23 protein-coding genes are annotated in these 22,868 nt (G+C 71.0%); 13 read left to right on the top strand and 10 right to left on the bottom strand.

Features of this window, described 5'->3' with window-relative positions; genetic code table 11:
- Positions 1 to 19: 19 nt before the first annotated feature.
- Both OG594_RS35345 and OG594_RS35340 read left to right on the top strand, forming a co-directional pair.
- A complete protein-coding gene (locus OG594_RS35345; RefSeq protein WP_266606455.1) occupies positions 20 to 319 on the top strand; it encodes a YciI family protein in 300 nt (99 codons plus the stop codon).
- Between the two features lie 459 nt (positions 320 to 778).
- Entirely contained in the window at positions 779 to 1,309 is a 531-nt protein-coding gene (locus tag OG594_RS35340; protein WP_266606454.1) for a GNAT family N-acetyltransferase, read from the top strand.
- Here the strand turns inward: OG594_RS35340 and OG594_RS35335 are convergent, their stop codons facing one another.
- From OG594_RS35335 to OG594_RS35325, 3 genes are all read right to left on the bottom strand, one after another.
- Positions 1,310 to 2,392 carry an oxidoreductase gene (locus tag OG594_RS35335; RefSeq protein ID WP_266606696.1) on the bottom strand — a complete coding sequence of 361 codons (1,083 nt, stop codon included), beginning with the start codon at positions 2,390 to 2,392 and terminating at the stop codon, positions 1,310 to 1,312. It abuts the gene before it with no gap.
- Between the two features lie 163 nt (positions 2,393 to 2,555).
- On the bottom strand, positions 2,556 to 4,187 hold the full coding sequence (locus OG594_RS35330) for an amidohydrolase (RefSeq protein ID WP_266606453.1): 1,632 nt from the start codon (positions 4,185 to 4,187) through the stop codon (positions 2,556 to 2,558).
- A gap of 133 nt (positions 4,188 to 4,320) precedes the next feature.
- Positions 4,321 to 5,097, bottom strand: a complete 777-nt coding sequence (locus OG594_RS35325; RefSeq protein WP_266606452.1) for a TetR/AcrR family transcriptional regulator — start codon at positions 5,095 to 5,097, stop codon at positions 4,321 to 4,323.
- 71 nt (positions 5,098 to 5,168) lie between these two features.
- Between OG594_RS35325 and OG594_RS35320 the strand changes: the two genes are divergently transcribed.
- The 8 genes from OG594_RS35320 (at position 5,169) to OG594_RS35285 (ending at position 13,269) form a co-directional block, all read left to right on the top strand.
- Positions 5,169 to 6,617, top strand: a complete 1,449-nt coding sequence (locus OG594_RS35320; protein ID WP_266606451.1) for a cytosine permease — start codon at positions 5,169 to 5,171, stop codon at positions 6,615 to 6,617.
- Between the two features lie 229 nt (positions 6,618 to 6,846).
- A complete protein-coding gene (locus tag OG594_RS35315; RefSeq protein WP_266606450.1) occupies positions 6,847 to 7,263 on the top strand; it encodes an SsgA family sporulation/cell division regulator in 417 nt (138 codons plus the stop codon).
- A 178-nt stretch (positions 7,264 to 7,441) separates the two neighbouring features.
- Complete coding sequence (locus OG594_RS35310) at positions 7,442 to 9,085, top strand: ABC-F family ATP-binding cassette domain-containing protein (protein WP_266606449.1); 1,644 nt, start codon at positions 7,442 to 7,444, stop codon at positions 9,083 to 9,085.
- A 516-nt stretch (positions 9,086 to 9,601) separates the two neighbouring features.
- Positions 9,602 to 10,573 carry an acyl-ACP desaturase gene (locus OG594_RS35305; protein WP_266606448.1) on the top strand — a complete coding sequence of 324 codons (972 nt, stop codon included), beginning with the start codon at positions 9,602 to 9,604 and terminating at the stop codon, positions 10,571 to 10,573.
- A 72-nt stretch (positions 10,574 to 10,645) separates the two neighbouring features.
- Entirely contained in the window at positions 10,646 to 10,948 is a 303-nt protein-coding gene (locus OG594_RS35300) for a hypothetical protein (RefSeq protein WP_266606447.1), read from the top strand.
- Positions 10,941 to 12,074 (top strand): hypothetical protein, encoded by a 1,134-nt coding sequence (locus OG594_RS35295; RefSeq protein ID WP_266606446.1) that lies wholly within the window; start codon positions 10,941 to 10,943, stop codon positions 12,072 to 12,074. The genes OG594_RS35300 and OG594_RS35295 overlap by 8 nt, the downstream gene beginning before the upstream one ends.
- The gene (locus OG594_RS35290; RefSeq protein ID WP_266606445.1) at positions 12,071 to 12,691 is read left to right on the top strand and encodes a hypothetical protein; all 621 of its coding nucleotides are present in this window, start codon (positions 12,071 to 12,073) and stop codon (positions 12,689 to 12,691) included. The genes OG594_RS35295 and OG594_RS35290 overlap by 4 nt, the downstream gene beginning before the upstream one ends.
- Positions 12,688 to 13,269 (top strand): hypothetical protein, encoded by a 582-nt coding sequence (locus OG594_RS35285; RefSeq protein ID WP_266606444.1) that lies wholly within the window; start codon positions 12,688 to 12,690, stop codon positions 13,267 to 13,269. The genes OG594_RS35290 and OG594_RS35285 overlap by 4 nt, the downstream gene beginning before the upstream one ends.
- On the opposite strand, the gene OG594_RS35280 is transcribed toward OG594_RS35285, so the two are convergent.
- The gene (locus OG594_RS35280) at positions 13,270 to 13,518 is read right to left on the bottom strand and encodes a WhiB family transcriptional regulator (protein ID WP_266606443.1); all 249 of its coding nucleotides are present in this window, start codon (positions 13,516 to 13,518) and stop codon (positions 13,270 to 13,272) included. It lies immediately after the preceding gene.
- Between the two features lie 57 nt (positions 13,519 to 13,575).
- Positions 13,576 to 14,370: a VOC family protein gene (locus tag OG594_RS35275; RefSeq protein ID WP_266606442.1), complete on the bottom strand. Its 795-nt coding sequence runs from the start codon at positions 14,368 to 14,370 to the stop codon at positions 13,576 to 13,578.
- Between the two features lie 136 nt (positions 14,371 to 14,506).
- Between OG594_RS35275 and OG594_RS35270 the strand changes: the two genes are divergently transcribed.
- Positions 14,507 to 15,169: a TetR/AcrR family transcriptional regulator gene (locus tag OG594_RS35270; RefSeq protein WP_266606441.1), complete on the top strand. Its 663-nt coding sequence runs from the start codon at positions 14,507 to 14,509 to the stop codon at positions 15,167 to 15,169.
- A gap of 9 nt (positions 15,170 to 15,178) precedes the next feature.
- On the opposite strand, the gene OG594_RS35265 is transcribed toward OG594_RS35270, so the two are convergent.
- Complete coding sequence (locus OG594_RS35265; RefSeq protein ID WP_266606440.1) at positions 15,179 to 16,084, bottom strand: alpha/beta hydrolase; 906 nt, start codon at positions 16,082 to 16,084, stop codon at positions 15,179 to 15,181.
- A 417-nt stretch (positions 16,085 to 16,501) separates the two neighbouring features.
- On the opposite strand from OG594_RS35265, the gene OG594_RS47195 reads away from it, so the two are divergent.
- Positions 16,502 to 16,633, top strand: coding sequence for a hypothetical protein (locus tag OG594_RS47195; RefSeq protein WP_323185389.1), 132 nt, complete (start codon positions 16,502 to 16,504; stop codon positions 16,631 to 16,633).
- A 19-nt stretch (positions 16,634 to 16,652) separates the two neighbouring features.
- On the opposite strand, the gene OG594_RS35255 is transcribed toward OG594_RS47195, so the two are convergent.
- Positions 16,653 to 17,444 (bottom strand): methylmalonyl-CoA mutase family protein, encoded by a 792-nt coding sequence (locus tag OG594_RS35255; protein WP_266606439.1) that lies wholly within the window; start codon positions 17,442 to 17,444, stop codon positions 16,653 to 16,655.
- A gap of 717 nt (positions 17,445 to 18,161) precedes the next feature.
- Here OG594_RS35255 and OG594_RS35250 point away from each other — a divergent pair.
- Entirely contained in the window at positions 18,162 to 18,947 is a 786-nt protein-coding gene (locus OG594_RS35250; RefSeq protein ID WP_266606438.1) for a thioesterase II family protein, read from the top strand.
- On the opposite strand, the gene OG594_RS47190 is transcribed toward OG594_RS35250, so the two are convergent.
- The 3 genes from OG594_RS47190 to OG594_RS35235 form a co-directional block, all read right to left on the bottom strand.
- Positions 18,913 to 19,608 carry a hypothetical protein gene (locus OG594_RS47190; RefSeq protein ID WP_323185387.1) on the bottom strand — a complete coding sequence of 232 codons (696 nt, stop codon included), beginning with the start codon at positions 19,606 to 19,608 and terminating at the stop codon, positions 18,913 to 18,915. The two genes, OG594_RS35250 and OG594_RS47190, sit on opposite strands and share 35 nt — an antisense overlap.
- A 112-nt stretch (positions 19,609 to 19,720) precedes the next feature.
- Positions 19,721 to 21,376 carry a class I adenylate-forming enzyme family protein gene (locus tag OG594_RS35240; protein ID WP_266606437.1) on the bottom strand — a complete coding sequence of 552 codons (1,656 nt, stop codon included), beginning with the start codon at positions 21,374 to 21,376 and terminating at the stop codon, positions 19,721 to 19,723.
- A gap of 279 nt (positions 21,377 to 21,655) precedes the next feature.
- On the bottom strand, positions 21,656 to 22,813 hold the full coding sequence (locus tag OG594_RS35235; protein WP_266606436.1) for an acyl-CoA dehydrogenase family protein: 1,158 nt from the start codon (positions 22,811 to 22,813) through the stop codon (positions 21,656 to 21,658).
- Positions 22,814 to 22,868 lie beyond the last annotated feature (55 nt).

Here is a 22,868-nt window from a genome sequence, read left to right as displayed (position 1 = left end):
CGAGAGTAGCCTGGCGATCATGTTCGTCATGGAGCTCAGCTACACCGCCCCCCTCGAGTCCGTCGAAGAGCAGATGGACGCTCACATCGCCTGGCTGGACGGCTACTACGCCGCCGGCGTCTTCCTCGCGTCGGGGCGCAAGGTCCCGCGCGACGGGGGCGTGATCCTGGCCGGCGGGGTGTCCCGGGCCGAGATCGAGCGGATCGCGGCCGAGGACCCCTTCTCGGTGGCGGGCGTCTGTGACTACACCATCACCGAGTTCATCGCCACGAAGACCTCGGCGGACCTGTCGACGGTGCGGGAGAACCCGGTCACGTAGCGCTGTGACCGGCACGGCCCACCGGTGGCGACGCCCGGCACCGCACCGGACGACGCCGTCCGGGGGCGGACCCCCGGGTTGCCGGACCGCGCCAGGGCGTCCCGTACGAGCCGCGGCCCTTCGCCCGGTACCCCTCCCGGCGGAAGGGCGTGTCCGCAAAGTCCCGCCCGCCCCGCGACGCCCGGCACCGGACGCCGCGGGGCTCGCCTTCCGGGCGGCCGGCGCTACTTTGCGTACACGCCCCAGCCGTGGAAGACGCACCGCACCTGACGCCGCAACCCGGTGACCCCTTCCAGGTCACACCACCAGCCGCGCGGGGACGGCGCCGGCCCTGCCCGACCCGCCGCCTCGCTCCCCCGCCTCGGCCCGCCCTCCTCGGCCCGTCGTCCGGCCCCTGCGTCGGGCTCGACCGGCCCGCCTCCCATGCCCGCCCGACCGCCCCTGCCCACCGGAGTGTCCATGCAGCCGCGCCCCGCCGTTCCCGCCGACGTCCCCGAGCTCATACGCCTGCGCGCCGTCGCCCTCGACTCCCTCGGGGTCGACCCCGGGCCCGCCGACACCGCCTGGCGGCAGATCGCCCGCACCTGGTTCCTCGACCGCATCGGCGAACGCCCCGACGTGCACTGCCTGGTCATCGGCGGAGCTCCCGGCGAACCGCTGCTCGCCACCGGCATGGCCTGGGTCACCTACCACCTGCCCAGCCCCCTCTGGACCGACGGCCGGCGCGGCTACCTCGACGGGATCGTCACCGACGCCGCCGCCCGCGGGCGGGGCCACGGCCGCCGGATCGTCGACGCGCTGGTCGAGTGGCTCGACGGCATCGGCATCCACTACGTCCAGCTGCACGCGAGCCCGGACGGCGAGCCCGTCTACCGGGCCGCGGGCTTCACCGCCGGGCGCTACCCGGGCATGGACCTCGTCACCGCACCGGCGCCCCAGACACCCCCAGTGCCCGGGGCACCCGCTCCCGCGCCCGCTCCCGCGAGCTGATCAGCGCCGCCGTTCCAGCCGCGCCACGCGTCCCTTCTCCCCCGCCGCCCAACATCCCGCGCCGGCCGCGCAGTCGACCGTGTCGAAGGATCCCGCGTCCAGGGACCGCCAGCTGCGGCCCCCGTCCGTGGTCACATCGGTGCCCGTGGGCCCCACCGCGAGGGCCGTCGCCCGGCCGTACGGGAACCAGGCCGCGCCCGAGCGGTAGGCCGGCGGCGGCGTCGCCGCCTGGGTCCAGGTGCGTCCGCCGTCGGCGGACACCGCCGCGGCCTGCGGGGAGGCCTGCCCGGTGCGGTAGTCACCGCCGACCGCCAGTCCCCTCGTACGGTCCCGGAAGGCGAGGGCGAAGACCCCGCGCGCCGGATCGCCCGCCGGGACGGTGGATTCGGCGACCCGCCAGGTCAGACCGCGGTCCGCGGAGTGCAGCACCCGGGCGCGGGCACCACCGCCGGTGGCCAGCCAGACATCGCGCGGGCCGGAGCTCACCAGGCACTGGCCGCTCGCGGCGAAGCCCGCCTCGCCCGGTAGGGCCTCGGGCATGCCCCCGCTCGGCAGGACCCGCCAGTTCCGCCCGCCGTCGTCGGTGGCGAGGATGCGGAACTTCCCGTCCACCGGATCGCTCATCGCCAAGCCGTGCCGGGCGTCGAAGAAGGTGAGGCAGTCGTAGAAGGCGCGCGGGTCGGGGTTGCGGAAGGTCTCGGTCCAGGTGGCTCCGCCATCCTCGGTGCGCAGCACCCTGGAGGCCTCGCCCTCTCCGATGGACAGGGCCACCGCGCGCCGCGCGTCGAAGGCCTCGATGTCGCGGAACTCCAGGGCCTCCGCGACCGCGCCCGGCGGAGAAACGTCACGCCAGCTCCGGCCGCCGTCCACCGTGCGCAGCACGGTCCCCTTCGAACCGGCCACCCAGGCCGTGGTCCGGTCGACCGCAGCGAGCCCGCGGAAGCGCACGTCCTTCCCGGTGTCCTTCAGCGCCCAGCCGGCGCCGCGTAAGTCCTGCGCCAGCGGGGCCGGGTCGGGGGCCTGGGCCGCATCGGCCTGGGCGGGGGCGGCGAGTACCCCCACGACCAGGGCTGCCGCGCACATGCCGATTCCGAGTTCCAGAAGTCTCATGGCGCCGGAAGCTAACGCACCCCGGATGCGCCGTCCAGGGCGCCTTCCGGCCCCTGCCACCCCACGTGTCGGCGCACGTGTCGGCGCACGTGTCGGCCCACGTGCCGGAGCACGTACCCGCGCGCTCGTTCCCCGGTCACAGGCTCGCGGCGCGGTGGGTCACTGTGCCGTCGACGACGGTGAGGAGCACGGGCAGGTCCGGCAGTTCGGTGGCGGCGACGGTGAGCGGGTCGTCGGCGAGGACCGTCAGGTCGGCGCGGTGGCCGAGGGCGATCCGGCCCGCCAGGTGCTCCTCGCCCGCCGCACGGGCGGCGTTGACGGTCATGCCCTGGAGGGCCTGCAGGGCGGTGAGGGCCTGCTCGGGACCGTGCGGGGCTTGGGTCAGGTCGCGGCTGGGGCGGCGGTGGCGGGCGCCGCCCATGACGCCGAGCGGCGGGTACGGGGCGATCGGCCAGTCCGATCCGAGGACCACGGTGGCGCCGGAGTCCCACAGGTCACGACAGCGCCAGGCCCGCGAGGCGCGCTCCTCGCCGAGCCGGCGGGACCAGTTGTCGGTGTGGTCGGCGCGGGTGAAGTCGCAGCAGTGGGTGGGCTGTACGGAGGCGATGACGCCGAGCTCTGCGAAGCGGCGCAGGGTGTCGTCGGGAACGGTCTCGATGTGCTCGACCCGGTGGCGGACCCGGGGCCCGGGCCCACCGGAGGCCTGGGCCTTCTCGACGGCGTCGAGCACGTGCCGTACGGCGGCGTCACCGATCGCGTGGGTGGCGGTGGGCACCCCGGCCCGGTGGAACTCGCCCACGATCCTCGTGTAGACCTCGGGGTCGGGCCAGAAGGCGTGCGTGGACTCGCCGTTGCGGTCCGGGTGTTCCAGCCAGGCAGTGCCGTTGTCGATCGTGCCGTCCATGAAGATCTTCACGCCCTCGGTGCGCCAGAGCCTGCCGCCGACGCCCTGCTGGGCGATGAGCGCGCGCACGGCGTCGGCGTCGATGCCGGGCTGGCACCAGGGCGCGACGCGCAGGCGCAGCGGCAGTCGTCCGGCCCCGTCGAGTTCGGCGTAGAAGTCGAGGCTGTCCCCGTTCGCGTCCATGGCGTGGCCGCCGGTCAGCCCGGCGGCGGCCATCTTGAGCAGCGCCGCGGCCAGCCGCTCGCGGCGCTCCTCGCGGGTGGGCTGCGGGGCGACGCGTTCGACGAGTTCGCAGGCGGCGTCCTCCAGGAGCAGCCCGGTGGGCCGACCGGCCGCGTCGCAGACCACTTCGGCGGACGCCTGGTCGAAGGTCCGCGGTCCGTCGACGCCCGCGAGTTCGAGGGCGCGCCGACTGGCCAGCATGGAGTGGGCGTCGAAGAGCAGGAGGGTGGCCGGCACGCCGTCGAGCACGGAGTCGAAGGGGGCGGTCTCGACGGGCCGGTCCCCGAAGGCGTTCGGGTCCAGGCCCCAGCCGCTCAGCCAGGCGCCGGGCGCGAGTCCGCTTACACCGGCGGCGAGTGCCGTGCGTACCTGTTCCAGGTCGGTGCAGCCCGACAGGTCCAGTCCGTGGGTCAGTTCGGCGCCCGAGACGGGGTGGATGTGGCCGTCGACCAGTCCGGGGGTCACGACGGCTCCCTTGAGGTCGACCACCGTGGTCGAGGCGTCGGCGAGGGCACGGATGTGGCGGTCGTCGCCGAGCGCGGTGATCTGTCCGCCGGAAGCGGCCAGGGCGGTGTCCGGCAGGAACCGGCCCGTGGCCGGATCGAGCAGGCGGGCGTTGAGCAGGACGAGGGGGGTGCGCACGGAGCCTCCAGCGGGGGCGGGGTGGGGTACGTCGGGCGGGGAACGTCGGGCGGGGAACGTCGGGCGGGGAACGTCGGGCGGGGAACGTCGGGCGGGGGGAGGCTCGGGTGGGGAAAGGGCCGGGCGCGAGCGGTCAGGCGTCGCCGGCTGCTTCACCCGCGGCGTCACCGGCTGCTTCGGCGGCGGCGTCACCGGTGAGGGCGCCGCGGGGCAGGCCGAGTTCGCGTTCCGCGGTGGTGACCGCCATCCGGGTCACCGCCTCGGGGCGGTCGCGGTCCTCGGTGTTGGCGTGGACGCCGAGGCCGTCGAGGACGACGAGGATCTGAATGGCCGTCACGTACGGGTCCTCCGTACGGAACTCGCCGCGCTCCACGCCCTCGCGGATCACCCCTTCCAGGCGGCCGCGCCAGGCGGCCTCCTGCTCGGCGACCCGGTCGCGCAGGAGGGGCCGGTAGCGGCTGAGGTGGCGGGCGTTGATCCAGAGTCGACTGATGGCGTCGTAGGCCCCTCCGGACGTACGGGCGAAGAACCGCTCCAGCCGCCCGGTCGGGGTCGACGCGCCCCCCTCCGCTCCGGCCGCCCCGTTCACCCCGGCCGCCCCGTTCACCCCGGCCGACCCGGCCACCCCGGCCCACCCGGCCGGCCCGGCCGCTCCGGGCTCTCCGGGCGGCAGCAGGACCTCCAGCTCGGCCCCGGCGGCCGTCCCGAACGCCTCGGCGACCAAGTCCTCCACCGAGGGGAAGTAATGGCTGATCAGACCCGGCCGGACGGCGAGCTCTTCGGCGATGCGGCGCAGCGTGAGGCACTCCAGCCCTTCGGCCAGGGCGACGGTCGCGGCCGTGTCGACGATCTCGGCCCGCCGGGCCTCGGGGGACTTGCGGATCCGCTTGCGCTGGACGCTTGACGACATACCGGGGATGCTATTGAGTGTGCGACCAATAAGCAAGCGAGGCGGACACGCCCAGCATCCGGAGGTCCCCCATGGCGTCCCCGATTCCCGACCCGCCTCCCGGTTCGCACCCGGCCCCCGGAACGCTCGGACAGGCCGCGCCGACCCCGGAGCGGGCCACCCGCATCGAGGCCCACGGCATCGACCACATCCCCGATTCCGAGCGCCACGGCCGCCCCCGGGACCTCTTCGCCGTCTGGGCGGCGGCGAACGTCAACTACCTCAGCCTGGTGATCGGCGGCGCGCTGGTCCTCATGGGGCTGAGCCTGTGGCAATCCGTCGCCGTGATCGTGGTCGGCAACCTGTTCTGGCTGCTCACCGGCCTGCTCGCCACCTCGGGCCCGGCCGCCGGGGCACCGAGCGAGGTGATCACCCGGGCCATGTACGGAGTCATCGGCAACCGTGTGATGAACGCGGTCGGCGGCTGGTTGGTCTCCGTCTGCTACTTCGCCCTCAACCTGGCCGCCGCCGCGGCCGCCGCCTTCGCCCTCGTGGACCGGGTCGGCATCACGACGAACACCGGGATCAAGGCCGCCGTCATCGTGACCATCGCCGCGCTCACCCTGGCCATCAGCGTCTACGGCCACGCGATGATCATGAAGCTCTACCTCCCGATGACCCTGGTCCTGGCCGCCGCGTTCGCCGTCGTCGGCTTCTCCGTGGTCGGCCACACGGACTTCGCCTACCGGCCCGCCCCGCCCCTGACCGGGGTCGCCCTCTGGGCGGCGCTCCTCGCCGGCACCACCCTCATCGCCTCGGGTCCGCTCTCGTACACCACCAGTGCCGACTTCTCCCGCTATCTGCCCCGCGCGTCCTCGCGGAAGGCGATCATCGGCTGGACCGCCCTCGGAGCCTTCCTGCCCAGCGTGGCCGTCTGCTCCCTGGGGGCGTTCGCCGCGACCGCGGTCGACATGAGCGACCCCCAGGCCGCACTCCAGAAGATCCTGCCCGGGTGGTTCTACCCGGTCTTCCTGCTCGCCCTGATCCTCGGCACGATCTCCGTCAACGCCCTGACCGCCTACAGCGCCGGTCTCGCCCTACAGGCCGTCGGCATCCGCATCCGGCGCTCCGTCAGCGTCCTGTTCGACGGGGCCGTCGCCGTCGCCCTGACCCTCTACGGCCTGCTCGTCTCCAACCTCCTGGACACCGTCAGCAACTCGCTCCAGCTGGTCGTCGTGCTGATCGGCCCCGTCATGGCGATCTACGCGACCGACATCCTGCTGCGCCGGTTCCGCTACGACGGCCGGGCGTTGGCGGACGAGACCCCCGGCAGCCCCTTCTGGTACGTGGGCGGCGTCAACCCGGCGGGCGCCCTCGCGCTCGCGGCTGGCGTGAGCGCGGCCGCCCTGTGCGTCAACACGCTCTACACCGGGCCGGTCGCCTCCGCCCTCGGCGGCATCGACCTTTCCCTGCCCGTCGGCATGGCCGTCTCCGCCACCCTCTACGCGGCCTTGATGCGGACCCTTACGCCGGTGGAGTGATCGGTAACCAGCCCTTCTCCGAGGCACCCCGGACCCACCGCGGATCGGGGCCGCCTTCGGGCACACCCACCATCCGGTCACTCTGTGCGATCACACGGATTGGTTCAAGCCAATCGGTGACACAGCTCACGCAACGGCCCATGCACGGATTTGCCGATTCCGGCGTCTATCGGGTTGCCGGGCTCCACCCCAACGGTCCGGCAGCAGATCCGCCGCAAGGGAGTGAGCCTTGATCACTGTCATCGAGCAGGCCGCACAGGCCCGTCTGGTCGCCACCGCGCCGAAGGTCGAGACCGTGCCCGTCACCCTCTGCTACGACCGTGCGGATCCGTTCGCCGTGCGCATGGCGTTCCCGGCCCCGGCCACGCTGGAGGGCGTCGAGGTGTCGTGGACCTTCTCGCGCGAGCTGCTGGAGTCCGGGCTGGACCGCCCGTCGGGCTACGGCGACGTGCGCGTACGCCCGTACGACGGCGACCGGACCACCATCGAGTTCCACGCGGCGGAGGGCGTCGCGATCGTGCTGATGCTGACGGCCGAGCTCCACCGCTTCCTGGAGCGGGCGGCGACCGTGGTGCCGCCCGGCCTCGAACACCTCTACCTGGACATGGACCACAACCTGGCCGAGCTGATGCGCGACACCTGCTGAATTAATTGCTTTGCGGGCGGCCTCGGCCGCCCGTAGCTTCGAAGACGGCACATCACCGTCGAAACGGAGCAGGACATTGCTCGTCTGAGGTTCGAGACACCGACCACCACGCCCCACGGCTGAGCCGTCGGCTGTCTCCCCGCGTTGCACGCACCACTCACGCAACCTGGAGGCCTCCATGAGTAACGCCCCTACGTTCATCACCTGCTCCGCACTGTCCTTCGACTGGCCCGACGGCACTCCCGTCTTCGACGGGTTCCAACTCACCGTGGGCCCCGGCCGCACCGGCCTGATCGGCCTCAACGGCTGCGGGAAGTCCACCCTGCTGAAGCTGATCGCCGGCGAACTGGCCCCGACCGAGGGCCAATCCTCCGTCGCCGGCTCGGTCGGTTACCTCCCGCAGAACGTCACCCTCGACACCACGCTGCGCGTGGACGAGGCGCTCGGTATCCACACCACCCGCGCCGCGCTCCACGCCCTCGAGGCGGGCGAGGCCACCGAGGCGAACTTCACCGCCGTCGGCGACGACTGGGACGTGGAAGAGCGGGCCCTGGCCACGCTCGACCAGCTCGGTCTCGCCCGGATCGGCCTGGACCGCACCGTCGGCGAGCTCTCGGGCGGCGAGTCCGTACTGCTGCGACTGGCCGCCCTGCTGCTCGCCCGCCCCGACGTCCTGCTGCTGGACGAACCCACCAACAACCTGGACCTGCGGGCCCGAAGCCGCCTGTACGCGGCGGTCGAGTCCTGGTCCGGGGTGATGCTCCTGGTCAGCCACGACCGGGAACTGCTGGAGCGGGTCGACCAGATCGCCGACCTGCGCGACGGCGAAGTCCGCTGGTACGGAGGTAACTTCACGGACTACCAGGACATGCTCGCCGCCGAACAGGAGTCCGCCGAACGGATGGTCCGGGTCGCGGAGGCCGACGTACAGCGACAGAAGCGCGAACTGGCGGACGCCCAGGTGAAATTGGCGCGGCGCAAGCGGTACGGGCAGAAGATGTACGACAACAAGCGCGAGCCGAAGATCGTGATGGGTGCGCGCAAGCGCGCGGCCCAGGAGTCGGCGGGCAAGCACCGGATCATGCACACCGAGAAGCTGGTCCAGGCGAAGGAACGTCTGGACCAGGCGGTGGAGGCGGTGCGCGACGACGACGAGATCCGGATCCAGCTGCCCGCCACCCAGGTCCCGCCCGGGCGGCAGGTCCTGACCCTGAGCGATCTGCGCCTGGCCCACGGAGCCGCCGTACCGGGCGAGTGGGAACTGCGGGGGCCGGAACGGATCGCCCTGGTGGGCTGCAACGGCTCGGGCAAGACCACCCTGCTGCGCACGATCGCGGGGCAGCTCCCGCCGGTGTCCGGGGCGGTCGTGGCGCACGTGACGACGCGGTTCCTGCCGCAGCGCCTCGACGTCCTGGACGAGAGCCGCTCGGTCGTGGAGAACGTGGCGCGGTTCGCCCCGCAGGCCACCAACAACCTGATCCGGGCCCGGCTCGCGCACTTCCTGTTCCGCGGCGCCCGGGCGGACCGTCCGGCCGGCACGCTGTCGGGCGGCGAACGCTTCCGGGCGGCCCTGGCGGCGCTGCTGCTGGCGGAGCCGGCTCCGCAGCTGCTCATGCTGGACGAGCCGACGAACAACCTGGACCTGTCCAGCGTGCGGCAGCTGACCGACGCGCTGGAGTCGTACGAGGGCGCGCTCCTGGTGGCGAGCCACGACGTGCCGTTCCTGGAGTCGATCGGCATCACGCGCTGGCTCCTGCTGGACGGCGAGCTGCGGCCGACGACGGCCGAGGAGGTCCGGGAAAGGCTGTGGTCGAGTGAATGAGACCACGCCGGTGCGGGCGGCCGGCGGCTGACGGCTGGCAGCTGGCAGCTGATAGCCCGCGGCTGACGGCTGGCCGCTGACGGCGGGCGGCTGACGGCTGGCCGCGGGCCGCGGGCCGCGGGCGCCCAAGGGGCGAGTCGGCTCTGGCTCGGGCCGTCACGTGGGGTGCGGTCCCCCGGCTGGCGCGCCGCCATCCGGGGGACCGCAACCACCTCCGCACCGCACCCGCGCTCACCCCCATCGGCCTGCCCCCACGCGTGAACGGCGAGGGCCGGATCGTCGCGCCCCGGGTAAAGCGGAAGCGATTTCTTGCGTCAAACCGGGGGGCGCCAAACCACCTACTGGCGTGATTTCGGCCCCTCGGACCCCCCTCTGACCTCCCATAAACTGCATAGATAACTGGATGTAACCGGACATACACCTGCCGGGGGGTTGGCTGGCCTTGATGTCACGCTTAACCTACGACTCCGTAGGCTACGGAACCGTAGGTAGTTCGCTTTACACCCAGGAGTACCCGTGACGATCACCTCTCCCCACCTCGGCAGCTCGGAGGCGTGGACGGACGCCAAGCTGCTGTTCGCGCTGGAAGAGGTGGTCGAAAAGGAGCTCAACCGCCATCTGAAGGTCACCAAGGACTGGATGCCCCACGAGTACGTCCCGTGGAGCGAGGGCCGGAACTTCCCGGGCTTCTTCGAGGACGGCGAGGCCTGGGACCCGCAGCAGTCCAAGGTCACCGACATCGGCAAGATCGCGCTGGTCGTGAACCTGCTGACCGAGGACAACCTCCCCAGCTACCACCACGAGATCGCGACGCTCTTCGGCCGCAACGGCGCCTGGGGCACGTGGGTGCACCGCTGGACCGCCGAGGAGGGCCGCCACGGCATCGTGATGCGCGACTACCTGCTGGCCTCGCGCGCCGTGGACCCGGACAAGCTGGAAGCCTTCCGCATGCAGCACATGTCGGAGGGGTTCGAGTCCGACAACCGCCACTCGATGCTGCACTCGGTGGCGTACGTGGCCTTCCAGGAGCTCGCGACCCGCATCTCGCACCGCAACACCGGCCACCAGTCCGGTGACCCGGTCTGCGACCGGATGCTGGCCCGCATCGCGCAGGACGAGAACCTGCACATGGTCTTCTACCGCAACCTGCTGGGCGCGGCCTTCGAGCTCGCCCCGGACCTGACCATGCAGGCCGTGCGCGACGTCGTCGTCAACTTCCGGATGCCCGGACACGGCATGCCCGGCTTCGAGCGGATGGCCGCGCAGATGGCCATCGGCGGGGTCTACAACCTGCGGATCCACCACGACGACGTACTGAGCCCCGTGATCCGCTTCCTCAAGATCATGGACATCGACGGCCTCGGCCCCGAGGGCCAGAAGGCCCAGGAGGAGCTCGGGCTGTTCATGAACGGCCTGGACTCCGAGGCCCGCAAGTTCGACGAGAAGCTGGCTGCCCGCGCGGCCCGCCTCGCCGCCCGCAAGGGCTGACCGATTTCCGCTCGCTCGGGCGAGTGATGCCGATTGCCCTGGCAGGGCCCCGCTCTGCCAGGGTTTCGCGTCATGACCTCGCTCCAGGTGGACATCGACCAGCTGACCCGTCTGACACGCGCTCTGGACTCCTCGCTGGTCTCCCTGCGAGAGGCCCGGCGCGCGCTGAACCACGTACGACCCGACCAACTGGGCACGGCGGACCTCGACGCGGCGTGTGACGGCTTCCAGGAACGCTGGGCCTACGGCACGCAGGAGCTGACCAAACGCGTCAAGGACGTGCGGGAGGGCGTGGACCGCAGCGCCGCGGAGTACGCGGAGCTCGATCAGGCCGTCCGTGCGGCCTTCCTCCGGGCGGCGGCCGCGCGTGGCTGAGTACGCGGCGCTGGGCTTCGACCCGGCCCCCGGAAATCCCGCGACGGTGCTGGCCCTGGCCAAGAAGCTCAGCGCCTCGGCCACCTCCCTCGGGGAGGCCTCCCGGGTGGTGAAGGACCTGGTCTCCCACAGCTCGGCCTGGCAGGGCGAGGCCGCCACCGCCTTTCGCGCCTCCCTCTCGCGGGACCTCCCCCGCTACCTCGGATCGGCCCACACCTCCCTCGCGGAGGCGGCCCGCCGGCTCACGGGGTGGCACGACATTCTGGTCTCCCACCGCGCACTGGCCACCCGGTACGAGGCCCAGGCCGCGGCGGCGAAGACGGAGGAGGCCCTCACCGACGCCCGCCGCCTGGCCCGCGAACTCGCCGCCGAGCACGGCACGGCCGCCCGCCGGGTTGCGCAGACCCTGAACGCGGCGACGGACCGACTGGCCCCCGAGGAACCGGGCCTGCTGACCTCGATCTGGAACAAGATCGTCGACGATCCCGCGGACGCGATGTCGAACGCATCGGCGATCCTGGGTGCGATCGGCGCGGGCGTGGCCCTTGTCTGCCCGCCGGCAGGGCTCGCGATCATGCTCGTCGGGAGCGGCCTGTCCTTGGCCGCTCTGGCAATGCACACCTCGGACCCGAAGTTCCGCAAGTCCCTGTCCGACGGCTTCACGAAGGGCCAGTTCGACGCCGACTTCTGGAAGAGCAGCGTGACACTCCTCGGAGACACGGTCGGCACGGTCCCGGGTGTGGCCGCGGTCGCCTCCGGCGCCAAGGCGGGCACGGCGGCCGCCCGAGCGGCGATGGCCGCCGCCCCGGAGGGCAGCGCTGTCGCGGGCCTCGCCCCTGGGGCCACCGCGTTCCGGCAGGCGGCGTGGAGCACCTCGGACGACCTGCGGCAGCTGGACAGTCCACTCACCGGATGGGCCATGCGTTCGTCAAGTCAGCACGCCAGAGACCGGGTGGGCGCAGCAGTGGCGGGTACTGGTGCGCTGACCGCCGCAGGAGATTACGGCCCCGACAGCGAAGCTATCGAACACAGCTCGACGGCTGTGGACGGCACGCGAGGAGTCCTGGACGATGCTCCTTCAGCCATCAGGAAGTCGGGCCACGTCTGGTCGGCGCTGCGGACATGACACAGGAGAACAGCGTCCCGCCCGTCTGGTTCCGCCTGCCTCCGGGCTTCCATGACATCGGCCCTGGCGACGCAGCACCGTTGAACGCAGTCGCAGATGCCTTGGACAGCCCGGCTGCCCAAAAGGAACTGTCGCAGCTTATGGACAGCCTTGAGGAACTGGCGGGGCACGACGTCGTCCACACCGCGCTCGGCTTCCATCCCGAGGATCCGGCCGGGGTCAACACCTCCCTGTTCTCCCTGACGATCCGGCGGGTCGAGCAGCCCAACCCCCGGCTCGCCGTGGCACGTACGGCTCTGGCCATCGCCCGCTCATCCCTGTGGACCAGAGCCGTCCGTAGGTTCATTGACCTACCGTCGGCTCTGCCGTGTTCTCTGGTCGCCGGGATCATTTCCGTACCAGATATCGAGCGTCACCTGTTTCAGGCCAGGGTCGCAACGCTGCATCCCGATGGACTCCATTTACTCGTCCTCGATCTGACCAGTGCCTGCACCGAGCATGCCGCTGCCTATACGGACATCCTCGAAGCGGTCGCGCACACCCTCCAGTTCACCGACCCCGACCCAAGTGCGCCGAAGGCCACCGGAACCTCACGCATCCTGGAGGTACTCCTATGAGCGTCACACTCACGAAGACGGCCTGGGACCACCCGCCAACGGCGATCGGCTACAAACGATTGGTCGTCCGCCGCCTCAATTGGGTGCTCAGCCTCGGTGTTCCTCCGCTGACCGCCCTCGTCTGCGTCGGTCGTGTCCCGCACGCGGCATGGGCCTTCTGCGTCATGCTCATTCTCGTCACGCCCTACTTGCCCTGGGTGATCGTCGCCTACTTCCGCCGACGCCGCGTCGTTGCGGTGCTCCAGTCGTATCCGTGGCGTGAGTGGCCGTGCCGACACCCGCGCAGGCCGCCCGGAAGCCCCGCGACCGTCGCGATCCCCTTCAAAGACGACTTCACTGCCCTGTTCCGGATCATCCCGTTCCCTGTCGAGCCAGGGACGCTGAAGGGAGACCACCCGGACCGGATCTGGTTCGCCGGGGACCCGCGCTTCGGTGGCGTCGTGTCGCCCGTCGGGGGGCACTATCCCGTCCGCGTCGTGCCCCACACGCCACGCCGGGAGGAGTGCGGTGGTGAGGGGTTCGACCTCGCGCGGCGCGTGGGGCTGGTGCGTGGGAGCGGGAAGGGGACGCGCACCTGATCAGCTGCGGCGGGAGCGCAAGGCCAGGCGCTCGGCTTCCGAGAGGCCGCCCCAGACTCCGAAGCGCTCGTCATTGGCCAGGGCGTACTCCAAGCACGCCGCCCGTCCCTCGCACGCCCCGCACAGCCGCTTCGCGTCGCGAAGCGAGGAGCCGGGCTCCGGGAAGAAGAAGCCGGGGCCCGTCTGGGCGCACAGGGCAAGGTCGTACCAAGCGGTGTCAGTGGTTGCGGCAGTAGTGTTAATCGACATGCCGGAGATACTGACCGCTGCCGATGGACGTCCGATCAACGGCTGATCAACACGTCGTCATGACCCGGGCGCGGGCATGCTGGCTATGACCGCGAATCGCGCCCCGAAGGGGTCCGCCAGCTTGGCGAACCGGCCGACTCCCTCCATGGACACCGGGGTGAGGCGAACCTTGCCGCCCGCCTCCTCCGCCTTCGCCGCCGCGGCATCGCAGTCGGCCACCTCGAAGTACGGCGTCCAGTACGGTCGTTCGGCGTCCTCCACCGGGTCCGTGGAGATCGGCACCATGCCGCCGAAAGCCGCCTCGTCCGTCGTGCCGGCCGGCTTGGCCATCGTGTACGTACCGCCCTCGTAGGGCATCGCGCTGGTCTCCCAGCCGAAGACCGCGCGGTAGAACTCGGCGGCCCGGGCCACGTCGCCCGTGTACAGCTCCGTCCAGCACAAGGCGCCCACGTCCGTCACCGCGCCCAGGACGGTGTTCACCCTGGGCTGCCACACCCCGAAGCCCACGCCCGCCGGGTCGGCGCATATCGCCATCCGGCCGAAGTCGAGCACGCTCATCGGCGCGAAGGTCACCGTGCCGCCCGCCTTCGTCACGGCCGCGGCCGTCGCGTCCGTGTCCGCGCTTTGGAAGTACACCTGCCAAGCGCAGGGGCCCTGCTCCGCCGGCACGTTCATACCGCCGGCGACGGTCTTGCCGCCGAGGTGGAACATCCCGTACCCGCCGACCTCCTCGCTGCCCGCCTGGAAGTCCCAGCCGAACAGTGCCCCGTAGAAGTCGGCGGCGCCGTCGATGTCGGGCGCGCCGAGGTCCACCCAGTTCGGGGAGCCGTCCTTGTAGTCCGTGGTGAGCATGGTCCGCACTCCTTCCGACCTCGTCTTCGAGCCCTGTCCTTCCTCCTCGAGCATCGCACCCGCCACTGACATCGCCACTGACAGCGGCCGCCTTCCTCCACCGAGTGAACGACCGTGCGTTCGGTAAGATGGTGGTATGGCTGACGGACGCGTGGAACGCGGCAACCAAACGCGGCGGGCCGTTCTCGACCGGACGATGAGCATCGCTTCCGTGGACGGTCTGGAAGGCCTGTCCCTCGGGAAGATCGCCGCGGATCTCGGCCTGAGCAAGAGCGGGGTGTTCGCGCTCTTCGGCTCCAAGGAGGACCTACAGCTCGCCACCGTCCGTGCCGCCGTGGACGTGTTCAAGGACGATGTGGTGCGGCCCGTGCACCGGGACCCGGACGGTCTCGCCAAGGTGTGGCGGCTGTGCGAGCGCTGGCTCGACTACTCCGGACGCCGGGTCTTCCCCGGCGGATGCTTCTTCTACTCCGTCTCCGCGGAGTTCGACGCGCGCCCCGGCCCCGTACGGGACGAGATCGCCAAGGCACGGTCCGACTGGACGCGCTACGTCGAGCGACTGCTGGACGAGGCCCGGCTGACGGGCGGGTTCCGGGACGCATCCGATGCGGACGAGGTGCCGCAGATCGCCTTCGAGCTGACGGCCCTGATGGAACGGGCCAACGCGCATTCCGTCCTGCACGGCGACCCCCTGGCGTACGAGCGGGCCGGCCGGGGGATCCTCCGCCGGCTGCGCGCGGTGGCGGCCGCTCCGGACGAACTCCCGGAACGACCGCCCGCGTTCAGCTCGCCTTCCTGACCCCGCTCCTCACCACGTACGTCGCACGGTCACGGACGTGGGCGGGGTCGTGGGCGCGGACGCAGGCTCGCGTTCAGGCTCGGACCGCACGAAATCGACCGCTGTCGCGATGACGTCGGGGTCGGCCAGGATGCGGCGGTGGCCGAGGCCCGTGGTCTCGATCAGGCGGGCCTGCGGGCCGTAGGCGGCGGCGATCGCGCGGGACTGGGCGGGATCGATCACGTCGTCCTGCGTGTCGTGGACGAGGAGGATCGGCGCCCGCATGCCGGAAAGGCGACGGCGGGCGTCGAGACGCTGCCAGACGTCGGGGTCGCCGGGGAAGAGGCGGCGCTCGACATGGGTGCGCAGGGCGCGCCCGATTCCCTCGCCGAGGTTCAGCCCGGCCCGGAACCGCTCCACGAGGTAGTCGAACTGGGCCACTCCCCCGAGGCCGACCACGCGGTCGACCCGCATGCCGTCGTGCAGCATGGAGAAGGTGGCGAGCACCCCGAAGGAGTGGGCCACGACGGCCGAGAAGTCGCCGTGCTCCGCGTGCAATCGGCCGATGATGGCCCGGTAGTCGAGGATCGTGGAAGCCCGGCCGTCCGACTCGCCGTGCCCCGGCGCGTCGAAGGCGATCACGGTACGCCCCTGGGCGCGCAGGGCCTCGACGAAGCCGGCGAACCGCGAGGCGCGCGAGGACCAGCCGTGCACGATCAGCACGGGCCGGTCCCCGTCCCCCCAACGGTAGGTGGTCACGGGCGTGCCGTGCACGATCATCCGCCCGATCTCCGCCCGCGCCATCACCTCCGCCTCTTCGGGCCGTAGTCGCGCGCGCCCGAGGGGCCGAACGAAGAGCGCGAAGGCCCGGGGCCCGGACAGTCCCGGGGCGAGGCGGGTGGTGATGTTGAGGGTGGTGCTCAGGAGTGAAGCCATGGGGTGCATGTGCGGGTTCTCCGGAATTCTCCTCAGGGCAGCCCGATGCCCGTGGCGAGCCAATGACAAGATATTAGCACGATCGTTCGTGTTGTTTTGTGGGGCCGCCCTCGCCCACCCTCAATCGACGGAGGTGTCGACCGTCATCGAATCGAGGCGCTTGCACCGGGGGTGCTGGATGCCCGTCTCTGCCGGGGTGGATCTTTCTCCGTCACGACGCTCGCTCGTGAACCCGTCGCGGGCGGCGTCACGGGCGCCGGCGAGGGAAACCTCCCGGCGCCCGACAAGGAACCCCGGGATCGAACTCAAACTCGCCCTGTTCTCCGCCGAGTTGTGGCAGCAGCTGGCTGACGTGCTGCCGTCCCGCATCGAGTACGCCCGAAGGGCAGCCCGGTCGTCGCCTCCGACGAGAGCGGCATGCGGGCCCTGCGCGACTTCGCCGCCGGCGAGGAGCCGGCGGGCGTACACGCGCTGGCCGCACTCGACGAATCGCCCGCGCCCCCGGTGACCCCCTCCATCCGGCACCCCCTCCCCGGGCGATGGCCGTGACCGGCGGACCGCGCAGGGCTCAAACCGCCCGGGAGGGCGTGTCCCACACCTCGCGCAGGACGTCCCAGACCTCGCCGACCGTGGCGTACGCGGCGAGGGCCTCCTTCATGGGATAGAGGACGTTGTCGACGCCTTCGGCCGCCCTCTTCAGCCGGACGAGTGCGTCATGCACCCGCAGGAAGTCGCGTACGGCACGCAGCTTGCAGAGACGTTCGGCCTGCCGGACCTCGACCGCGAGATCGGTGACCGTCGTCCGCGCGGCGAAGAGGAAGGAAGGCCGGGGCGCGAAGTCGTCGGCGTCCAACCCGGCGGCCGCCGTGCCCCACTTCGGCATCTCGGCCTCGCAGTACCGGAAGACGTCCGCGATCAGCCTCATCGACGGCTCGGGCGGGAAGGCGTACGACTCCCGCTCGACGTACTCCTTCCGCACGTACTCCGTCAGCACGTCGCTCTGGAGCGTGCCGGCGAGCCGGCCCGCCGCGACGCCCTGTTCCTCGCCCACCAGTTGGCACAGCAGCAGGAACGGCGCACCGCCCGGAGCGTGGATCTGCAGCGACGTGGAGACCTCGGCCAGCGGGATGCCGCCGAAGAGCACCCGCATGTCGTCGATGGAGTCGATGGCCACCCCGGCCCTGCCCACGTTGCCGGACGCGATCGGGGAGTCGCTGTCGTGGCCCATCCGGCTCGGCAGGTCGAAGGCCACCGGCAGGCTCGTCGAGCCGCTCGCGACCAGCTGCTTGAACCAGGCGTTGGACTCGGCCGCTGAGCCGAGTCCGGCGCACTCGCGCACCGGCCGGGACTCGCGTGTCACATGCTGTGCGTCGATGAGAGTTCCTCCCGCGTAGCGGTTTCGCCCAGCTCCCGCACGCCCTCTTCGAGGTCGATCCGCGAAGTCGATCCGCGGGCGGTGCCCGAACATCGGAGCGGAGCCCTTCCGCCGGAGAACCCCTGCCCGGTCGTCAGGATCGCGAAGACCCGGAGGATTTCGCGTCGGGCCCCGATCGTCATTCTTGTCGTTCATGCGGAGTTCGGGCAGCTTAATTGCGGCTGCGCCTCATCGAATGAGCCAGAGCGAAGCAGCACGTGGTTGTGGCCTCGTCTGCACGAACATCTCGAACAACTCATGCCTCAGTCAAGGTCATGCTGGACAACCCCTCACATGTGTCAGGTAGTTGCCATTCTCCGCGGCTGCCCGGACGGGTTGCGCGTCGCCCGCTGCCTGCGGATATCGCGAAGATCCGGGGTGGTTTCCCATTCTTCGGGACGAGAATTACGGCGCATCCTCACGCCGCGAACGCTAGTTGACCGAATGGAGGTCAGCCAATCTCCGACCGGCCGATTTCGTCACCACCGGGCGCTCCCGAGGTCCGCTTGGTTCAATACGTTCATCCAGGCGGCATCATGCGCTCGCGGCTTGGCAGCTTGCGGACAACAGCATGGCGGAGAGGTGCGATCCACGCGACGATGTGCTTCGCCGATGTCGTCAGCACGTCGTCCGGCCCGGCACGACCGAGAGGAAGCGGAATTCATGGCGCAGATCGGTGACCGAAGTGACCTGTGGATACGGGGAGTTGGTCGCACGGTTCGACAGGACGCGCCCGTACGCCTGGTGTGCTTCCCGCACGCGGGCGGTGCGGCACCGTTCTACCACCCCCTGGCTGCCGCGGTGGGTGAGGCGGCCGAGGTGCTGGCCGTGCAGTACCCGGGACGACAGGACCGCCGCGACGAACCGGCGTGCGTGTCCATCCCCGAACTGGCCGACCGCGTCCACGACGAGATCCAGGCGTGGACGGACCGGCCCCTGGTGTTCTTCGGGCACAGCATGGGTGCCGTCGTCGGCTACGAGGTCGCCCGCCGCATGCAGCGGCAGGGCGATCACAACCCGCTCGGGCTGATCGTCTCCGGCCGCCGTGCGCCGTGCTTGCCCAGCGTGGAGCGGAACATCCACCTCAGGGGCGACGTGGGCCTGATCGACGAGCTGCGACGACAGAACGGCACGGCCTCCAGCCTCCTGGAGGACGAGGAGGTCGTGCGGATGATCCTGCCGTCGCTGCGCGGTGACTACCGTGCGATCGAGACGTACCGCCACCAGGAGGGTCCCGAACTCACTTGTCCGATCACGGGGTTGACCGGCGACGAGGACCCGGGCGCCACGGTGGAGCAGGTGGCGGCGTGGGAGAACCACACCCACGCGGCCTTCGAGATGCGCGTCTTCCCCGGCGGCCACTTCTATCTCAGCGAGCAGTGGGACGCGGTCGGCGCGGCCGTACGCGACTGCCTCACCGCGTTCGCCCGGCCCGTGGCCACCCACTGAACGGGCGGGCCGGTCCCCCGTGAAGCTCTCGACGAAGACGCTTCGCGTGGGGCAGCCGATGGAGCCGGTGGCACTCCCCGGGAAGGGGGGAGCCGCCGCAGCTGTGGCTGGTGCATGCGCAGGAGGAGTACGCGGCGGCGACCCGTTCGGCGTCCAGCCGCCGCGGGACCGAGCTCTCCGTGGAGGGCACCGGCTCGATGCCGACCGCTTCCGCGACCGGCGCCGGGGTGAGCAGCCGTAGGTTCCGCAGGCATTCGTCGCGCACGATGCGGAACGTCCAGGAGGCCAGGAGGCCAGGGGGCCGGAGGCGCGGAGCGTGCCGATCTCCCGGTAGAGGATGATCCATGCTTCGAGCCGCTTCCTCGGCGTCCTGGGGTGTGGCGCACAGCGACAGTGCGAGCCTGCGCACACGGGGCTGCGATTCCATGACCACGGCGGTCAGCGAGGTGACCCCGCCGCCCTGGGCGGCCTCGAGCAGCCGCTCGTCCGGCCAGGAGCGGCTGCGGCTCATGCCCCTGCCCGTGCCCCCTGCCCGTGTCCAGTGATCCGCCGCGGTGGCCGGTGCGGATCGACCACGGCTCCGGCTCCTCCGTTCGAGCAGCGTCACGCTGCACACGTAGACGAGCAGCACTCCGACCACGGTGACGATCGCGATCACCATGCTTCGTCCTCCTCGTGGCTGCCGGCCCGCGCGGCCCCTCCACGCACCCCAGGCGGTGGAGGCGGAAGAGGATTCAGCCCCGTCGCCAGGGGTGGGTCGGGCCACGTCGTGCCTACGGCGTATCCGAGGCCGCGCCCGTCCACGCGGCGCGCAGCGCCCTCTTGTCCACCTTGCCGATCTTGGTCATCGGCAGCTGGTCCAGCAGGACCGTCCTCCGGGGCGTGTACAGGTCTCCCAGCTCGGCGGTGACCGCCGCGCCGACCACGTCCGGGTCGACGTCAGCGCCCTCGGCCGTGGCCAGGAAGATCTGCACGGCCTCCCCGTAGTCGTCGTCCGGAACGCCCAGCGCTGCCGCGTTGCGCACGCCGGGCAGCGTGAGGAGGAAGTCCTCCAGGACCCGGGAGTAGACGTTGTCGCTGGTGCTGCCGGTGACGATAATGTCCTTGGCCCGGTCGACGAGATAGAGATACCCATCGGTGTCGAGATAGCCGATGTCCCCGGTGCGCAACCAGCCGTCGTGCATCGCCTCCGCGGTGCGCTCCGGGTCCTCGTAGTAGCCGAGCATCACCGACTTGCCCCGGACGCACACCTCGCCGACCTGCCCGATGGGCAGCGCAGCCGTGCTGCCTTCGCCACGGATCTCGATCTCGGTGTGGGAACCCGCGCGGCCGCAGCTGCGCCAGAGTTCGGGCCGCCGGGCTCCCTCCGAGGCGAGGGCCTCCGCGCTCAACCCGGCGATGGTGAGCGCCTCCGACTGCCCGTAGCCCTGGCTGAGTACGGGCCCGAAGACCTCGACCGCCTGCTGGAGCCGGCTGGGTGACGTGGCGGCGCCGCCGAAGAGGATCCGCTGCAGCGCGGGCAGTGTGCCCGGCCCGCACTCCGGGTGGTCGAGAAGTGCGTACAGCATGGGCGGTACGAACATGGTGGCGGTGATCCGCTCCTCGCGCAGTACGGCCAGTGTGGCGCCCGCTTCGAACTCGGGCAGCACGACGAGGGTGGAGCCCGTCAACAGCGCCTGAAGCGAGGTGAGGTGGCCGCTGCCGTGAGTGAGCAACGTGGCGACGAGCACCCGGTCCGGGCCGGGGTCTGCGGTCGGGTCCGTAGCCGGGCAGGAGTCAGCGGGGCAGGAGTCAGCGGGGAGGGAGTCCCGCTGGGTGTCCTCCACCAGGTCCAGCAGCGCGTCGTAGAGCCGGTGGCTGTGCGCGGCGAGCTTGGGGCGGCCCAGGGTACCGCCGGTGTAGAGGACGGTGATGGGCTCGTCCGCTCCCGGGGCGGGCACGCTTTCGGGGCGTACCGCGGGGCACTCGGCGGCCACGGCCAGCAGGTCCGTACACCGCTGCCCGCAGGGCCCGAGACCGAGCAGCACAGGTGCGTGGACGCTGCGGCCGGCGGCGTCGGCGGCCCGCCCCGCGAACAGCGGGTCGGTGACCACGGCGCGCGCCCCGGACTGCTCGACCAGCGCGGCGAGCTCGCCGGGCCCCGGCTCGGGCGGCAGGAACACGACGCGGCAGCCTATGAGGTGGACGGCGAGCTGTACCAGGACGGAGTCCAGGCGATTGGCCAGGAACAACCCCACTCCGTCGCCGGGCGCGAGTCCCAGCCGGCGCAGCGCGTGCCCCAGTTGGAACAGCCGCTGCCGCGCCTCCCTCCGGGTCAGCCGCTGCGCGCCCTGGACGAGTACCTCGGTGTCCTCGTCCTCGTGCCAGTGCTCCAGGATGTGGTCCACGTACGTCTGAGGCTCGGACGTTACCCGTGCGTTGACGATCATGAACCTATGCAAACACGCCTCTCGGGAACCGTGTTTTCCCAGGGGACAACTTCGGCCATCGGCCGGCCGAGCACTCTGCCCCGGTCCGGGAGGGTTGGTCGGCTCTCCACGGTCGGTGTCGGCGAGGTGGGTTGATCCGGGGCCGCAGCAGCGCCGCCCCCGTGCTCGCCCGCGCCCCTGGCGGGTTCGTGCGCGCCCGAACTCCGTTGCAGGACAACCCCGTCGTGTCCGTGCACGACGGGGTTGTCCTGGGTTTTCGGGGCGCCTCGACGGCAGAGGTTAGGAACGGCGCGGCACGGGGATCACGTACCGGCTGAAGACCAGCTCACGCAGGACGTCGTCGCCGCCTTCGACGATCGAGACGTAGCGAATGTCCCGGACCAGTTTCCCGATGGGCATCTCGTTGGTGTACCCGAGCCCGCCGAACATCTCGGACCCGGTGCTCGCCACGTCCCAGCCGGCCTGGCCGCAGAACATCTTGGCGGTCAACGCCGACTTCAGCGTGCCCTGCCGGGCGAAGACGCCGGCCGCGTCGGGGCCTTCCATGATCTTGTCGTAGTCACGGGCCGCCCTGAGACAGTGGCTTTTCATGACGTCGATCTGCATTTCCATCTGTCCCAGCCGCTGCGCGAAGACCGGGCTGTCCAGCAGGGTGCCGTCCCTGAAAGGCTTGTTCTTGGCGTAGACCATGCAGTGGTCACGTATCCGCCTGGCGACCCCGATCGCGGTCGCCGCGATCAGGATCCGGCTGGCGTTGAGACCGATCTCCAGCAGCCGGAGCCCGGAACCCTCCAGCTGGTGGCTGGCGGGGACCCGGCAGTTGTCCAGCTTCACCTGGTACGTGTACGAAGCTCGCAGGCCGATGACGTCCCACCGCTTGACGATCTCCACACCGGGAGTCCCCCTCGGCACCAGGACCGCGTGGTAGGCCTCCGGATCGTCCGCCGACCTGGCGACGACGATCAGGAAGTCCGCGAAATCCGTGTTGGTGGAGAAGAACTTCGCGCCGGTGACGACGAGTTCGTCACCATCACGGGAGACAACCGTCTCGATCTTGCTGAGTTCGCTGCCCGCGTTGCGCTCGCTGCCCAGCGTCGCACAGAAGGATCCGCGCGTCGCCATGGAAGCCAGGTACTGGGCCTTCAGCTCGTCGGACCCGTACAGCTGCACCATGCTGGTGCCCAGGACCGAGATGAACAGGGTGAAGGCCACCCCGGCGTCGCCGTAGGCGAGTTCATTGACGATCTCGACGCTGTCCTCCAGGCCGAGGCCGCGGCCGCCGAGTTCCTCGGGCAGCCACCAGTTCGAGAGGCCGGTCTCGCGGAACTTCTCGTACACGTCGAGAGGCTTGTCGGACAGCGCGTCCACCTGCGTGTTGTCCCCACCGAGTTCGTCCTTCACGAACCGGCGAACAGTCTTGAGCTCTTCGGATTTCACCGTTCCACCTTCACTTGAACCACTCGACTCACTCGCAGCACTTGACTCACTCGAA

The organism is Streptomyces sp. NBC_01214 (genome assembly GCF_026340975.1).
GTDB lineage: Bacteria > Actinomycetota > Actinomycetes > Streptomycetales > Streptomycetaceae > Streptomyces.
This window is presented reverse-complemented; position numbering and strand designations above follow the sequence as displayed.

Coding starts and splice junctions, on each gene's coding strand:
- OG594_RS35345 (WP_266606455.1), top strand. CDS start 20: ATGTTCGTCATGGAGCTCAGCTACACCGCCCCCCTCGAGTCCGTCGAA.
- OG594_RS35340 (WP_266606454.1), top strand. CDS start 779: ATGCAGCCGCGCCCCGCCGTTCCCGCCGACGTCCCCGAGCTCATACGC.
- OG594_RS35335 (WP_266606696.1), bottom strand. CDS start 2,392: ATGTGCGCGGCAGCCCTGGTCGTGGGGGTACTCGCCGCCCCCGCCCAG.
- OG594_RS35325 (WP_266606452.1), bottom strand. CDS start 5,097: ATGTCGTCAAGCGTCCAGCGCAAGCGGATCCGCAAGTCCCCCGAGGCC.
- OG594_RS35320 (WP_266606451.1), top strand. CDS start 5,169: ATGGCGTCCCCGATTCCCGACCCGCCTCCCGGTTCGCACCCGGCCCCC.
- OG594_RS35310 (WP_266606449.1), top strand. CDS start 7,442: ATGAGTAACGCCCCTACGTTCATCACCTGCTCCGCACTGTCCTTCGAC.
- OG594_RS35300 (WP_266606447.1), top strand. CDS start 10,646: ATGACCTCGCTCCAGGTGGACATCGACCAGCTGACCCGTCTGACACGC.
- OG594_RS35290 (WP_266606445.1), top strand. CDS start 12,071: ATGACACAGGAGAACAGCGTCCCGCCCGTCTGGTTCCGCCTGCCTCCG.
- OG594_RS35285 (WP_266606444.1), top strand. CDS start 12,688: ATGAGCGTCACACTCACGAAGACGGCCTGGGACCACCCGCCAACGGCG.
- OG594_RS35280 (WP_266606443.1), bottom strand. CDS start 13,518: ATGTCGATTAACACTACTGCCGCAACCACTGACACCGCTTGGTACGAC.
- OG594_RS35275 (WP_266606442.1), bottom strand. CDS start 14,370: ATGCTCACCACGGACTACAAGGACGGCTCCCCGAACTGGGTGGACCTC.
- OG594_RS35270 (WP_266606441.1), top strand. CDS start 14,507: ATGGCTGACGGACGCGTGGAACGCGGCAACCAAACGCGGCGGGCCGTT.
- OG594_RS35265 (WP_266606440.1), bottom strand. CDS start 16,084: ATGGCTTCACTCCTGAGCACCACCCTCAACATCACCACCCGCCTCGCC.
- OG594_RS47195 (WP_323185389.1), top strand. CDS start 16,502: ATGCGGGCCCTGCGCGACTTCGCCGCCGGCGAGGAGCCGGCGGGCGTA.
- OG594_RS35250 (WP_266606438.1), top strand. CDS start 18,162: ATGGCGCAGATCGGTGACCGAAGTGACCTGTGGATACGGGGAGTTGGT.
- OG594_RS47190 (WP_323185387.1), bottom strand. CDS start 19,608: ATGGTGATCGCGATCGTCACCGTGGTCGGAGTGCTGCTCGTCTACGTG.
- OG594_RS35240 (WP_266606437.1), bottom strand. CDS start 21,376: ATGATCGTCAACGCACGGGTAACGTCCGAGCCTCAGACGTACGTGGAC.